The sequence below is a fragment of the Streptomyces daqingensis genome, from assembly GCF_014645895.1.
GTDB classification, from domain to species: Bacteria; Actinomycetota; Actinomycetes; order Streptomycetales; family Streptomycetaceae; genus Streptomyces; species Streptomyces daqingensis.
This window is the reverse complement of the sequence record NZ_BMMP01000006.1, coordinates 309,641-323,068: the sequence shown is the minus strand read 5'-3', so window position 1 is coordinate 323,068 and position 13,428 is coordinate 309,641. Positions and strand designations below refer to the sequence as shown.

The following is a 13,428-nucleotide window of genomic DNA, read 5'->3' as shown; positions in this document are numbered from 1 at the left end:
GGACCGTAGCAGTGCCTCGGAGGAGTATCAATGGGTCGACAGCGAAGGCGGTTAAACGATATACCGGTGCCGCTCAGCCGTACGAGATCCAGTCCCGCCGGGACGGGAAGGGCAGCGCATGCAGCGCAACTCCGCGAAACTCACCACTCCCGAGGGCCGGCCGCAGCTCTGGGTCGGCGTCAACTACTGGTCCCGCACCGGCGGTCCGCTCATGTGGCGCGACTACGACCCCGTTGTGGTCGACGAGGAACTGCGCACCATGCGCGAGCACGGCATCACCCTCACGCGCAGCTTCTTCTACTGGCCCGACTTCATGCCGCGGGAGAACACCCTCGACCCCGTGATGCTGGAGCGCTACGACGACTTCCTCGACCGCCACGAGGCGCTGGGCATGCACACCATTCCGACGTTCCTCGTCGGCCACATGTCCGGGCAGAACTGGGACCCGGCGTGGCGCGACGGCCGGGACGTCTTCGGCGACCCCTCCTTCGTCGCGCAGCAGGAGTGGTACGTGCGCGAGACGACCGCCCGGTGGAAGGACCACCCCGCGGTGGCCGGATGGCTGCTGACGAACGAGGTCCCCCTCTACGCGGACTGGCCCTCGCGGGGCATCGGCACCCTCGACCCTGCGGCCGTCGCCGCCTGGGCCAGGACCATGACCGACGCGGTCCGCTCCACCGGCGCGCGGCAGCCGGTCTCCATCGGCGACGGCGCGTGGGGCGTCGAGACCTCCGGCGAAGACAACGGCTTCCGCATCCGCGAACTGGAGCCGCTGATCGACTTCCACGGGCCGCACGTCTACCGCATGGAGACCGACGCCGTCCGGCAGCACCTCGGCGCCGCCTTCGTCTGCGAACTCCTCGACATCGGCGGAAAGCCCGTGATCATGGAGGAGTTCGGGCTCACCTCCGACTACGTCTCGGCGGAGAACGCCGCGCACTACTACCGGCAGACCCTGCACAACACGCTGCTCGCCGGCGCCACCGGCTGGATCCCCTGGAACAACACCGACTACGACGCCCTCGAGGAGCGGGAGCCCTACAGCCACCATCCGTTCGAGATGCACTTCGGCCTCACCGACTGCGAGGGCCGTCCCAAGGAGCAGCTGCGGGAGGTCAAGCGGTTCACGGAGGTGCTGGAGCGCACGGACGCCGCCCGGCTGTCGCGTCCGGACGCCCGCGTGGCGATCGTCGTCTCCTCGTTCCTGGAGAAGCGCTACCCGTTCACCGAGCCCGAGGACGGCCCCTGCGTCCTCGCCCACACCCGCCAGGCCTACGTGGCGGCCCGCGAGGCGGACCTGGGCGTCGGCGTCGCACGTGAGGCGGACGGGCTGCCCGACGACTGCGCGCTGTACCTGCTGCCGTCGGCCAAGCAGCTCACAGCGCCCGGCTGGAGCGAGCTGCGGCGCCTGGCGCACGCCGGAGCGACCGTTTACGCGTCGTTCTACGTAGGCGAGCACGCCACTCAGCGCGGTCCCTGGTGGCCCAAGCTGGACGAGACGTTCGGCGTGGTCAAGAAGCTGCGGTACGGACTGGCCGACCCGATCGAGGACGACGCGGTGCGCATGGTCTTCGAGCGGGACTTCGGCGGCATCGCGGCAGGCGAGGAGCTGGTCTTCCCCGTCGCCGGCAACGAGAACTCCCGCGCCTGCCTGCCCGTCGAACCGGACGGCGCCGAGGTCGTCGCGCGGGACGCGCACGGGCGCCCCGCCCTGCTGCGGCACCGGACCGGCGAGGGCGCGTTCGTGCTGTGCACCTACCCCGTCGAGCACATGGCGGCCCGCACCCCCAGGGTCAACCCCGAGCCGACGTGGCGGCTGTACGCGGCGCTCGCGGCCGAAGCGGGCGCCTCTCCCGACGTCACGGTCGCCGATCCGCGCGTCATGGTGGGACGGATGTCGCATGAGGACGGGCGGCGGTTCGTGTGGTTCGTCAGCCAGCACGAGGAGCCGCTGACGGCGGAGCCGCGCGTGACGGCCGGCACGCTGACCGGTCTGGACGGAGGCCCTCTGGGCAGGCTGGAGCTGCCCCCCTACGGCGTCGTCGTCGCCGAACTGACAGCCTGAAGGCGCGCGGCCGCGGCCCGGCGGCCGCGGCCGCGAAGAGGAGAGGAGCAGCTCCACGATGAACATCGAGTCCGCCGAGACCGTCGTGACCAGCCCGGGGCGCAACTTCGTCACCCTGCGACTGGTGACCGCCGACGGCGTCACCGGTCTGGGCGACGCCACTCTCAACGGCCGCGAGCTCGCCGTCGCCTCCTACCTGCGCGACCACGTGGCGCCGCTGCTGATCGGACGGGACGCCCGCAACATCGAGGACACCTGGCAGTACCTCTACCGCGGCGCGTACTGGCGGCGCGGCCCCGTCACCATGGCCGCGATCGCCGCCGTCGACACGGCCCTGTGGGACATCAAGGCCAAGGCGGCCGGCATGCCGCTGTACCAGCTGCTGGGCGGCGCGAGCCGCCGCGGCGCGCTCGCCTACGGTCACGCGTCGGGCCGCGACGTGCCCGAACTCCTCGACTCCGTACGGGCCCACCTGGCGGACGGCTACCGCGCCATCCGCGTGCAGACCGGCATCCCCGGACTCGACTCGGTCTACGGAGTGGCGTCCTCCGCGGCGGGCTCGGGCGAGCGCTACGACTACGAGCCCGCGCGCCGCGTGACCGGGGGGCCGGTGCTGCCGGTGGAGGAGACCTGGGACACCCGGGCGTACCTGCGCCACGTGCCGTCCGTGTTCGAAGCGGTCCGCGAGGAGTTCGGGCCCGAACTGCCGCTGCTGCACGACGGGCATCACCGGATGACGCCGATCCAGGCGGCGAAGCTGGGCAAGTCGCTCGAACCGTACGACCTGTTCTGGCTGGAGGACGCCACCCCCGGCGAGGACCAGGCGGCGCTGCGGCTGATCCGGCAGCACACCACGACGCCGCTGGCCATCGGCGAGGTCTTCAACTCGGTGCACGACTACACCACGCTGCTCGCCGAGCGGCTGATCGACTACGTGCGCTCCGCGGTCACCCACACAGGGGGTGTCACCGCCATGAAGAAGCTGCTCGACATGGCGGCCGTGTACGGCATCCGCTCCGGCATGCACGGCCCGACGGACATCTCCCCCGTGGGCATGGCGGCGCAGCTCCATCTCGGCCTCGCCGTGCACAACTTCGGCATCCAGGAGTACATGCGCCACTCGCCGGACTCCCTGGAGGTCTTCCGCACTTCCTACACCTTCGAGGACGGCCTGCTGCATCCGTCGGACACCCCGGGTCTGGGGGTCGAACTCGACCTGGACGCGGCGGGCAGCTTCCCGTACGAGCCCGCGTACCTGCCCGTGAACCGGCTCGCGGACGGCACCGTGCACGACTGGTGACCGCGGCACCGCGCATCCCGCGCGTAGAGGGGAGGGTCAGCGCTTCCTGTGCCCGGCGCCGACCCTCTCCGCCTCCCGCTGCCCCTTGCGCAGCGCGTCGTCGACGCTCTGTTCGCCCGCGATGGCCGCGCTCAGCTCCTCGGAGACCTTGTCGCCCAGGGCCGTGAACTCGGGGACGCCGACGAACTGGATGCCCGGGGCGGGACGTTCCTGCACGCCCGGGCTCCGCGGGTCCGCGTCGCGGATGGCCTCCTCGGTGACCTCGGCGAAGGCGCCCGCGGCCTTCCTGTACTGGGGCCGGTCGTACGTCGAACTCCGCTTGCCAGCGGGCACGTTGGCCCAGCCGAACTCGCGGCCGACGAGGGCCTCGTACTCCTTGCTGGAGGCCCAGGAGATGAACTTCCACGCGTCGCCGGGCCTGTCCGACGACTTCTGGATGCCCCATGCCCAGGTGTAGAGCCACCCGGAGGAGCGGGTCTTCTCGACCGGAGCGGGCACGTACCCCATCTTGCCCCTGACGGGCGACGTGGCGGCCTCCAGGGAACCGGCCCCGGCGGTCGCGTCGTACCACATGGCGGACTTGCCGCGCTTCATGTTGCGCAGGCAGTCGGCGTACCCGGTACGGGACGGGTCCGGCTCGCCGGACTCGCGTACGAGACCGACGTAGAACTCCGCGGCCTTCCTGAACGCGGGGGACGTCAGACGCGCGTTCCAGCGCTTGTCGAACCAGGTGCCGCCGAAGGTGTTCACGACGGTGGTGAACGGGGCGGTCATCTCGCCCCACCCGGGGAGCCCGCGCAGGCAGATCCCGGTCATGCCCTTCTCCGGCCGGTCGGCCTTCTCGGCCAGCTCGGCCACGTCCTTCCAGGTGGGCCGGGCGGGCATCTCCAGGCCGAGCTGCTCGAAGACGTCCTTGCGGTACATCAGGAAGGACGACTCGCCGTAGAACGGCTCCGCGTAGACCTTGCCGTCCCCGCCGCTGAGGGAGAGCTGCAGCGGGAGCAGGATGTCGGACTGGTCGAACGCTTGGTCCTCCGCTATGTACGGGTCGAGCGGTTTCAGCCAGCCGCGGTCGGCGTAGGTCTCCGTCTCGAAGTTGCTGACGGTGGCGACGTCGTAGCGGCCGGACTGCGCGGAGAAGTCGTCGTGTATGTGCTTCCGCACCTCGTTCTCGGGCAGAGGCGTGAAGTCGACCTCGATGCCCGTCCTCTTCGTGAAGTGGCGGGCTGTGAGCTTCTCCAGCTCCTGCATCTGCGGGTTGTCGACCATCAGCACCCGGACGACGCGCTCGTCGGGCGGGCCCTCGTCCAGGCCGCACGCCGTCAGCATGCCCGCGAGCGCGACGGCCGCCGCCGTGCCGCGTGCCGCTCTTCCTTCGAGTAAGGACATTCCCACTGCTCTCCTCGTCGTGATCGTTCCGTGGTCCGGCGAGGGCGTCCGCCGGCTGCCCCGGTGCGGGGAGCCGTGCCGCCCGGAGAGTTCTACATGCCCGGACGGGGTGTGATCCGGCCCGGACCGACGGCGATCGCGCCTGCTTCCGCCTGCTCCGGAGGGCTCCGTTCCCCCTCCGGACTGCGGGGGGCTCCCGGAGGGCGCGCCGCGGCCGTCCGCCCCCGCCGCCGGGGACGCCCGCGTGCGGTCCGGTGCGCGGCGCGGCTCGTGGCCGGTCGGGAAGGGAAGGTCGTGCCGCTCCGCGGCCGGATGTGGACGGCGCCCCGGGGAGGGGACTCGTACCGCACGGATACGGCGTGCCGGCATACGCGCGGTGCCGTCCGGGCGCTCAGCCGGCCGACGGGGAGTGCCGGCGGGGGAACGGCGCGAGACCCACGGGGGAGGGGCCGCCGGAGGCGGCGCCGAGGAGGGGAGCCGCCTTGCGCGCACGCCTGCCGTGGTAGACGAGCGCGGGCGGCAGATTGCCCCACACGGTGCGGCCCGCGACGACTTCCTCGAACGCCTCGTGGAGCATGCGCCGGAAGCGGAGCGCCGGAGCGAGGCGCCTCGCGTGCAGGTATCCGAACGTGGTGAAGGCGCCCTCCGGCGCCAGCACCCGGCTGATGGCCGAGAGGGTCTCCGACTGCACTGTCCGCGGGAACGAGGCCCAGGGCAGGCCGCTGACGACGACGTCGGCCCTGTCATGGCCCCGCTCTGCGAGCAGCTGCGGAAGCTGTGCGGCCTGGGCGTTGAGCACCTCGACACGCGGGAAGCGGTCGCTGAGCCTGCCGGCCAGCTGCGGGTTGATCTCTATCGCGAGATGGCGTCCGCGTCCGCGCAGCTGCTCCTGGATGGTTCCGGTGAAGGCACCCGTGCCAGGACCGAGCTCCACCACCACGGGGTCCCCGCGTTCCGGTACGGGGGCCGTCACGGCTTCGGCGAGTCTGCGGGAGCTGGGGGCCACTGCGCCGGTGTCGATGGGCGACCGCAGGAACTCGCGGAGCATGGTGCCGGTCTCGCTCGTCAAACTCATGGCCTCTCGGGATCGTTCGTCGGTGCGTTCCGAAAGTCTCGCTGCGCGCACGGATCCCTGGAGACGCGGCCGGCTCGCGCGCAGCCCGAAGCGGTGGCGGTACGACGGCGCCGAGTGGCCCAGTGCGCTTGCGGCCCCACCGTACCCACGGCCCCAGCGGCCACGAAGACGGGTTTGCGGTACGGAGACGAGACCCACACAGCAGCTCCTTCGGTCGCACCGGCCACTCCCGTCCCGGTGCGCGGCCGCCCTCCGCTTCCCCGCCCCGGGTCCGCCGCCGCCGGACGGACGCCCCGGTCAGGAGGGGCGCCCCCCGAACTGCCAGCTGTGCACGCCGACTTCCGCGTAGGCGTCCGGAGTGAGGACGGCGCGCGCCGCCGCACCACCCGGCGCCCGGAGCAGTACGGCGGTGCCCACCCAGGTGCCTCCGTCGTCGGACAGCAGTGGCCCGTACGCGATCAGCTCGTCCCGGTCGGGCGGTACGGCGGTGTCGGCGGCCTCGCCCGCGCCGAGGCCGAGCACCAGACAGCGGCTCCCGCCGCTCCGCCCGCCGGGGAAGTCCCACATCGTGTGACCGAGCAGGTTGCGCCACCGCCGCAGGAGCACGTCCCGGTACACGCCCGTCTGGTATCCCGGCTCGTCGAAGGCGAAGGCACGGGCGGCCTCCGGGCCGGGCAGGTCGACCACGTGCACGCTGCCGGTGGGGTCCCCGCCGGCGCCGGTGAGCACCCGTACGGGCCGCCCCCGCGCGCACCCGGCCCGGCGAGCGGGGCCACTACGCGGAGGTCCGCTGCCGCTCCACCGCGACGAGGGCTGCGTCGTCCCCGAGCCGCCCGCCGGTGTGGGCGAGCAGATCGCGCTTCAGGTGGTGCAGCAGTGCCTCCACGTGGCAGTCCGTCCAGCTGCCCATGCGTGCGGCCAGCGGATAGAAGGCCCCTTCCGGGCCGCGGGCCTCCGTGACGCCGTCCGTGTACAGCAGCAGCCTGTCTCCGGCGCCGAGGGTGAACTCCTCCACGTGGAAGTGCGCGGCGGACAGTTCGCCGAGGCCCATGGGGGGCGCCGGGCGGGGGGCCTCGACGGTGGACACGCGGCCGTCGCGCACGACGATGGGCGGAGGGTGACCGCAGTCGACCATGCGGACGGTCTCGTCCTCGTCGGGGATCTCGAGGATCGCGGCCGTGATGAAGCTTTCGCCGGGCCCGTCGCTCTCGGTGCTGTCGGCGAGGCTCCACGTGACGCTGCTGTTCAGATGCGCCGCCAGCGCGTCGAGGGGCGCCTGGCGGTGCCCCGCGAGGTGGAACGCGTCGAGAAGCAGCGCGGCATCGGCGGCGGTGGGCATGCCTTTGCCGCGGGTGTCGCCGATGAGCAGGCGCGTACCGGAGTCGGTGCGCTCGGCCGCGTACACGTCCCCGCCGATACGCGCTTCGGCATCCGCGGCGAGATAAAGAGAGGCGATCTTGAGCGGGCCGATCTTCCTGGGCAGCGGCCTGAGGATGAGGCGCTGAGCCGTCTCGGAGACGTAGCGGACCTGCCGCAGCTCCCGATTCCGCCGCTCGCGCAGCAGGCAGAACAGCACGAGGCTGGCGCCGACCACGACCAGCGCGACGAGCTGCGCCTGGTGGTTGGCCGAGAAGAGCTGGCGCTCGTCGCGCAGCAGCGCGATGACCGCCTGTGCCGCCACCGCGAGCACAGCGACGAAGGCAGTGAGGCGGGGGCCGCCGAAGGCGGGCGTGATCGCGGGCGCCGCGACCAGCAGGGGTCCGAGATGGATGTGGGGAGGCGCGAGGACGTCGACAACCACGATCGTGATCAGCAGTGCGACCGGGAGGAGCACCGCCGCCCGGCTCGCCCGCAGGGACCGCCGTAGATCAACGAAACTTAGCGCCATACCTCTTCTGTACACCGCCGGTGAAGGCCGCGCACCGGGAGGAACGGGGCGATCCCGGACGGGCCCGCGGGGCCGGAGCCTGGCACCGCGGACGCCTGCCCGGGGCGCCGGCCGTCGAAGCCTCCCGCCTGCGGCGCCTCCGGCGTGCGCGGGCCTTGGACGTGCTGCGTCCGGCGGGGCGCGCGTTCCGTGTGTCCCCGACGGGGGCGGGGGACGCGGCCACGCGCGCCCCTCTACCCGAGGAGTGCCGGTCAACCCGCCCGTACGTGGCTGGGGACCGGGTCCATCGGGGTATAGGGGGAGATGAACATCATCTCCGGCTCCTCGCTCATGTCGTAGCCGGTGGAGCGGGCGAAGGCGAACCGGAAGCCCTTCGGCTGCGGACTCTCCGCGGACTCCCGGATCTCGCGGCGCAGACAGTCCACGAGGATGCGGTACGAGGGAAGCTTCGTCAGGACCGCGAAGCCCTCCGACTGGTGGCGGAGGATCTCGTCGCCCACGTCGAAGATCGCCTTGCCGAGCCTGTGGCCGGGGAACCAGATCGCGTGCTGGACCGTGCGGTCGGGCGTCAGCGACAGCCGCGTCCACTCCGGCGTCCCGTCGTCGGCCGAGAGGGTCCGGTAGAGCAGGTGGAAGTCGTGCACCGCCGGATGCGGGGCGAAGAACCGCCAGTTGGGGACGGCGCTCAACGGGGTCCTTCGTGCGGATGCGGTCGAAGAGCTGGTGCGGTTGCTGAGCGGCGACCGTGGTGGCGATCATGGCGACGCCGGCGAGACGCCATCCCGTGCCCGGGCCACGCACCGCGTCCCTCAGTGTGGTGGCGATGGCGCTCGCGGCACGGATCGCGTATTCGGTCCTGGTCAGCAGCCCGTCATACGTGACGCCGGTCACGGAGGGGGTGAAGCAGAAGGGAACTGGGGCGCGTATGACGTGGATGACGGCACGAATGGCCGCCTCTGTCCGCTTTTCGACGCCGGTCACGGGTCGCGTGTGACGGGCGTCAGGGTTCGCCATTGGTCAACTTATGCCTCGAGTATGGGATTTGAGATGCCAGAGGTTCAGTCGCAGCGCTTCGCGGAGCGGAATGAGGCCGACGCCAGACCCCTGGACGTACCTCCCGTGGCCATATGCGGAGTGTCTACCTCCGGTTAACTGGCATCTGTCATGGTCTTGTTATGACGTTCGGCCAAGCGTTTGATGCACCTCGTCACGCGCCGGATCCGGCCGGTTGACGACAATTGACGCGTGGAAACCACCGAGACTGAGCACGCGTCACAAGCCCGCGCCCCGGAGCGCCGCGGCGCCACGCGAAGGGCGTCAGGTGGTCCAGCGGGCGTCCGGGGCGCTGCCGGGCCTCCGGCCGGCGGCGCCCCTTCACAGGCACACGGCGGCGGGACGCGAGGGCACGCGCTCCTCGCAGCGGGAACGCCGTAGCACCGCTCTCCCGCACCCCCGATCTCCGCATCCTCGCGGCACGTTCCGGGGATGGACGCGCCCACGGGGAACCCGGCACCGACCGGGCTGTGCGTTCCGCCCCCATCGGCCAGGGGGACGGCACGACCGCCGGGCCGGACCGCGAGGCGACGATGCCGGACGACCGCACTGCCGGCCGTCCGTGCTGCCGACCGCGTATCGAGCCCTCCCATCGCAACGCACCCGCTCCCACTCCCCGAAGGACTGAGCCGTGGCCATACGCGTCCTCCTGGCTGATGACGAGAACCTGATCCTCGGGGCCCTCTCGGCCCTGCTCGCCCTCGAGAACGACATCGAAGTGGTGGCTGAGGCCGACAACGGCACGGCGGCACTGGAGCTCGCCGGCACCCGCAGTCCCGACGTCTGCGTCCTGGACCTGCACATGCCCGGCAAGGACGGCATCTCCGTCACCCGCGACCTGCAGAGCGCCGTGCCCGCCACCCGCTGCGTGGTGCTCACGTCACACGCGGCACCCGGATACCTCAAGTCCGCGCTGGAGGCGGGAGCGCGGGGCTTCGTCCCCAAGACGACCTCCGCGCAGCGGCTGGCGGACATCATCAGGGACGTCCACCGGGGCTCCCAGTACGTCGACCCGGACATGGCGGCGGACGCGCTCTCCTCGGGGGACTCGCCGCTCACGCGGCGCGAGGCGGACATCCTCACCCTGGCCGCGGACGGGGCCCCGATCGGGGAGATCGCCCAGCGGGCCGCGCTGCGCCCGGGGACCGTGCGCAACTACCTCTCGGACATCATGGGGAAGCTGGAGGTCGCCAACAGGCACGAAGCCGTGCACGCCGCCCGCCGCTACGGCTGGATCTGAGATCGGCGCCGCACTCCGTCCCGTCGGAAACCTGACTGACGGGACGGGGCGCGCAGGGCCCGGCCGGCCGTGGTGTCACCGGCGCCGCAGCGGCTCGCAACCCTGCACGGTGAGCGTCCCGTCCGCGGCCGACAGGGTGATGACGACCCTCTCGTTCCGGTCGGCGGTCTTGGTCTGGGGCAGCTTGTCGCCCTTCGGCTCGGTCGTGATGAGGCAGCCCTCGACGATGTCTTCTTTCGCGCCGGCGCTCTCGTACGTGCCCGCCGGGATGTCCCTGCCGACGGTGTAGTCCCCGTCGCCGTAGCTCTTCGCGGTGTCCTCGGCCGTCGGCTCGGGGCTGCGCTCGGTCGGCGTCGCCGACGTCTCGTCCGGGGCGGGCCCGCCGCTCTCCTCGCCTCCCATGGCTACGACGGTGATGACGACGATGACGGCGATCACCGCGATCAGGCCGAGGCAGCCGAAGCCCAGGATCTTCCCCTTGCTGGACTTCTTGCGGCGGTGCGGATGGTGCGGGGGCTGGTCCGGCCGGTTCCACTGGGTCATGGCGTCCCTCCTGCGGGCGGCTGCCCGGGGCCGGAGGGGAGGAGGCCGGCGCCGTTCCGCCCGGTATCAGGCTGCATCGCGGCGTGGTCCACCGCACCCGGAGACGCCCCCGGCCGGGTCATCGCGCGCGCTCCCGCGTTCTGCGGCCGGGCGGGGCGTTCGCCGTACCGGGGGCTGCCCGGTCCAAGGGTTCGCCGTACCGGGCGTTCACCGCTCGTCGAGGACCTCGCGGACCGGCCGGCGCGGCGTCCCGGGGCCCTGGGGTCCGTAGCCGAGGCGCAGCACCATCTGGACGTTGCCGACGGCGGAAAGGGAGTCGCGGGCCAGGGGACGCAGTTCGGGCCGTTCCAGGGCGTGCGAGGTGAGCGAGGTCGCGAGGCCCTCGAGGGTGGCCAGGAGCAGTACGCGTTCCATGGCCTGCCCGGCGCGCAGCCACTCGGCCGGGCGGTCGCCGCCCGTGCCCAGCAGGGCGAGTTGCGGGGTGTGCTCGAACGTGGTCGTGTCCCGGTCGGCGACGCGCCGCCGGCCGGCGAAGTCCCGTACGGGGGCCTTGCCGTCGTGCTTGCGCGGGCCGAAGGCGTACTCGGGGACGCCGTCGGTGGCCGTGCCTGCCTCGGCGGCGCCGATGCGGGTCCAGCGGGCCACGTCCTCGAAACCGCGCGGGTCCAGGGTGTCGTGGCCTTCCGCGTCGCGGACGAGGTCGAGGAGGGTCTCGACGTGCCACGGGCCGGGGAAGACCAGCCGTGCGCCCTCCTCGCGGGCGGCGTCGGCTAGCGCCTCCTTCAGCGCCGCCGGGATCTCCCGCTCGTCGAACGGGTAGCGGCTGGTGTGCCTGCGGCGGACGGCGGGATGGAGCCGGGCGAGGCCCGCGTCCGGAACCGTGGCCTCGGCCAGGCGGACGGAGGCGAGCAGCAGGGGGTCCTCGTCGTCGGGAAGCAGCCGGGTCCGGGGATCCAGACCGGCGTGGGCGGCGGAGACGCGCAAGTTGAACAGGGCGGCGCCGCAGCCGAGATGGAGCGCCCGGTGGTCGGGATCGCTCCGGGGCATGGCGCGTTCGAGGTCGGCGCGGAGCTGGAGGGTGCGCTCGCGGGAGAGCAGACGGAACCGCCACGGCTGGGCGTTGTGCATGGACGGGGCCGCTGTGGCGTCGCCCACGAGGGCTTCGGCGGTCTTCGCGTCGAGTGGTGGCACCGGCATGTCGCGCCTCTCCCGGGTGTGGTGGGCCGTGGGTGCCGCAGGCGGCGGCCTTCCCGTTTCTACGGCAGCCGCCCCGGTCGCGGTCCGAGGCGGGCGGGAGCGTTGAGGTGAAGGGGCCGGACGCACCGGGCGCCGCCGAGGCGAAGGCGGAGGGAGCGGCGAAGGGAGCCGAGCGGGGGTGGCGGGTTCGCCCGGACGACCCGTGCTCACCGGGGGATCGGGCCGCTCAGCACTCGATGACGTTCACGGCGAGCCCGCCCCGCGCCGTCTCCTTGTACTTGACCTTCATGTCGGCGCCGGTGGCCTTCATGGTCTTGATGGCCTTGTCGAGGGAGACGTGGTGGCGGCCGTCCCCGCGCAGCGACATACGGGCGGCGGTGACGGCCTTCACCGCGGCCATGCCGTTCCGTTCGATGCAGGGGATCTGGACGAGGCCGCCGATGGGGTCGCAGGTCAGCCCGAGGTTGTGCTCCATGCCGATCTCCGCGGCGTTCTCCACCTTCTCGGGACCGCCGCCCAGCACCTCGGCGAGGCCGCCCGCGGCCATCGAGCAGGCCGAGCCGACCTCGCCCTGGCAGCCGACCTCGGCGCCCGAGATCGAAGCGTTCTCCTTGAACAGCAGCCCGATCGCTCCCGCGGCCAGCAGGAACCGCACGATGCCGTCCTCGTCGGCGCCGGGCACGAACTCGGTGTAGTAGTGCAGCACCGCCGGGATGATCCCGGCCGCGCCGTTCGTCGGCGCGGTGACGACCCGTCCGCCTGCCGCGTTCTCCTCGTTCACCGCCATCGCGTAGAGCGTCAGCCACTCCATCGCGTGCACTTCGCGGCTGCCCTCCGCACGCAGCTGGCGGGCGGCCGTCGCGGCCCTGCGGCGCACCTTGAGCCCGCCGGGCAGGATGCCCTCGCGGGTGAGGCCGCGCCGCACGCACTCCTGCATGACGCGCCAGATCTCCAGGAGTTCGGCCCGGATCTGCTCCTCCGTGCGCCACGCCTTCTCGTTCTCCAGCATCAGCCCGGAGATGGACAGGCCCGTCTCGCGGGTCAGGCGGAGCAGCTCGTCGCCCGTGCGGAACGGATGGCGCAGCCCGGTGTCGTCGAGCTTGATGGGGCTGGCGGCGCCGTCCCCCTCGTCGAGCACGGACTCGTCGACGACGAAGCCGCCGCCCACCGAGTAGTAGGTCTTCTCCAGCAGCAGGCCGCCGGACGCGTCGTGGGCGAAGAGCTTCATCCCGTTGGCGTGGTACGGGAGCGACTTGCGCCTGTGCAGGAGCAGTTGGGACTGCTCGTCGAACGCGATCTCGTGGGCGTCCCCTATGTCCGCCGCCAGCAGCCGCAGCCGCTTCGAGGAGCGGACGGCCTCCACCCGCTCGTCGGCGGTCTCCACGTCGACGTCGCGCGGGGTCTCGCCCTCCAGCCCCAGCAGCACGGCCTTGGCGGTGCCGTGCCCGTGCCCCGTCGCACCGAGAGAACCGAACAGCTCCGCCCGCACCGACGCGGTGTGCGCCAGGACGCCCTCGTTCTTCAGTCGCCGGGCGAACATGCGGGCTGCGCGCATCGGGCCGACCGTGTGGGAGCTGGACGGGCCGATGCCGATGGAGAAGAGGTCGAAGACGGAGATCGCCATGGCGGCGGCCTCCTTTCCTTGCGTGCGGTTCGGAGCGGTTCGGTGCGGTGGAGC

General features: G+C 72.3%; 11 protein-coding genes. 3 read left to right on the top strand and 8 right to left on the bottom strand.

The annotated features are described in order from the left end of the window. Positions 1 to 118 precede the first annotated feature (118 nt). Together IEY56_RS11545 and manD are read left to right on the top strand one after the other, a co-directional pair. Positions 119 to 2,065 (top strand): glycoside hydrolase 5 family protein, encoded by a 1,947-nt coding sequence (locus IEY56_RS11545; protein ID WP_189037039.1) that lies wholly within the window; start codon positions 119 to 121, stop codon positions 2,063 to 2,065. Positions 2,066 to 2,123: 58 nt separating this feature from the next. Next, positions 2,124 to 3,365 (top strand): D-mannonate dehydratase ManD, encoded by a 1,242-nt coding sequence (gene manD / locus IEY56_RS11540; protein ID WP_189037038.1) that lies wholly within the window; start codon positions 2,124 to 2,126, stop codon positions 3,363 to 3,365. A 36-nt stretch (positions 3,366 to 3,401) separates the two neighbouring features. On the opposite strand, the gene IEY56_RS11535 is transcribed toward manD, so the two are convergent. The 5 genes from IEY56_RS11535 to IEY56_RS11515 all read right to left on the bottom strand — a co-directional run bounded on the left by IEY56_RS11535 (position 3,402) and on the right by IEY56_RS11515 (position 8,406). Next, positions 3,402 to 4,754, bottom strand: coding sequence for an ABC transporter substrate-binding protein (locus tag IEY56_RS11535; RefSeq protein ID WP_189037037.1), 1,353 nt, complete (start codon positions 4,752 to 4,754; stop codon positions 3,402 to 3,404). 391 nt (positions 4,755 to 5,145) lie between these two features. Beyond that, complete coding sequence (locus IEY56_RS11530) at positions 5,146 to 5,829, bottom strand: class I SAM-dependent methyltransferase (protein WP_189037036.1); 684 nt, start codon at positions 5,827 to 5,829, stop codon at positions 5,146 to 5,148. 297 nt (positions 5,830 to 6,126) lie between these two features. After that, the gene (locus tag IEY56_RS11525) at positions 6,127 to 6,558 is read right to left on the bottom strand and encodes a YciI family protein (RefSeq protein ID WP_229711794.1); all 432 of its coding nucleotides are present in this window, start codon (positions 6,556 to 6,558) and stop codon (positions 6,127 to 6,129) included. Between the two features lie 46 nt (positions 6,559 to 6,604). Further along, positions 6,605 to 7,717 (bottom strand): PP2C family protein-serine/threonine phosphatase, encoded by a 1,113-nt coding sequence (locus IEY56_RS11520; protein WP_189037035.1) that lies wholly within the window; start codon positions 7,715 to 7,717, stop codon positions 6,605 to 6,607. 251 nt (positions 7,718 to 7,968) lie between these two features. Next, a complete protein-coding gene (locus IEY56_RS11515; RefSeq protein WP_189037034.1) occupies positions 7,969 to 8,406 on the bottom strand; it encodes a hypothetical protein in 438 nt (145 codons plus the stop codon). Positions 8,407 to 9,401: 995 nt separating this feature from the next. On the opposite strand from IEY56_RS11515, the gene IEY56_RS11510 reads away from it, so the two are divergent. Beyond that, positions 9,402 to 10,010 carry a response regulator transcription factor gene (locus tag IEY56_RS11510; protein WP_189037033.1) on the top strand — a complete coding sequence of 203 codons (609 nt, stop codon included), beginning with the start codon at positions 9,402 to 9,404 and terminating at the stop codon, positions 10,008 to 10,010. A gap of 75 nt (positions 10,011 to 10,085) precedes the next feature. Here the strand turns inward: IEY56_RS11510 and IEY56_RS11505 are convergent, their stop codons facing one another. The 3 genes from IEY56_RS11505 to IEY56_RS11495 all read right to left on the bottom strand — a co-directional run bounded on the left by IEY56_RS11505 (position 10,086) and on the right by IEY56_RS11495 (position 13,374). Further along, positions 10,086 to 10,553: an Rv1352/Rv1906c domain-containing protein gene (locus IEY56_RS11505; RefSeq protein WP_189037032.1), complete on the bottom strand. Its 468-nt coding sequence runs from the start codon at positions 10,551 to 10,553 to the stop codon at positions 10,086 to 10,088. Positions 10,554 to 10,760: 207 nt separating this feature from the next. Continuing rightward, on the bottom strand, positions 10,761 to 11,750 hold the full coding sequence (locus IEY56_RS11500; RefSeq protein WP_189037031.1) for an Acg family FMN-binding oxidoreductase: 990 nt from the start codon (positions 11,748 to 11,750) through the stop codon (positions 10,761 to 10,763). Positions 11,751 to 11,976: 226 nt separating this feature from the next. Continuing rightward, positions 11,977 to 13,374, bottom strand: a complete 1,398-nt coding sequence (locus tag IEY56_RS11495; protein WP_189037030.1) for an L-serine ammonia-lyase — start codon at positions 13,372 to 13,374, stop codon at positions 11,977 to 11,979. Between the last annotated feature and the right edge of the window lie 54 nt (positions 13,375 to 13,428).

Excerpts from the sequence above, each read along its gene's own strand:
- IEY56_RS11505 (WP_189037032.1), bottom strand. The coding sequence starts at position 10,553 with ATGACCCAGTGGAACCGGCCGGACCAGCCCCCGCACCATCCGCACCGC.
- manD (WP_189037038.1), top strand. The coding sequence starts at position 2,124 with ATGAACATCGAGTCCGCCGAGACCGTCGTGACCAGCCCGGGGCGCAAC.
- IEY56_RS11500 (WP_189037031.1), bottom strand. The coding sequence starts at position 11,750 with ATGCCGGTGCCACCACTCGACGCGAAGACCGCCGAAGCCCTCGTGGGC.
- IEY56_RS11495 (WP_189037030.1), bottom strand. The coding sequence starts at position 13,374 with ATGGCGATCTCCGTCTTCGACCTCTTCTCCATCGGCATCGGCCCGTCC.
- IEY56_RS11535 (WP_189037037.1), bottom strand. The coding sequence starts at position 4,754 with ATGTCCTTACTCGAAGGAAGAGCGGCACGCGGCACGGCGGCGGCCGTC.
- IEY56_RS11545 (WP_189037039.1), top strand. The coding sequence starts at position 119 with ATGCAGCGCAACTCCGCGAAACTCACCACTCCCGAGGGCCGGCCGCAG.
- IEY56_RS11530 (WP_189037036.1), bottom strand. The coding sequence starts at position 5,829 with ATGAGTTTGACGAGCGAGACCGGCACCATGCTCCGCGAGTTCCTGCGG.
- IEY56_RS11520 (WP_189037035.1), bottom strand. The coding sequence starts at position 7,717 with ATGGCGCTAAGTTTCGTTGATCTACGGCGGTCCCTGCGGGCGAGCCGG.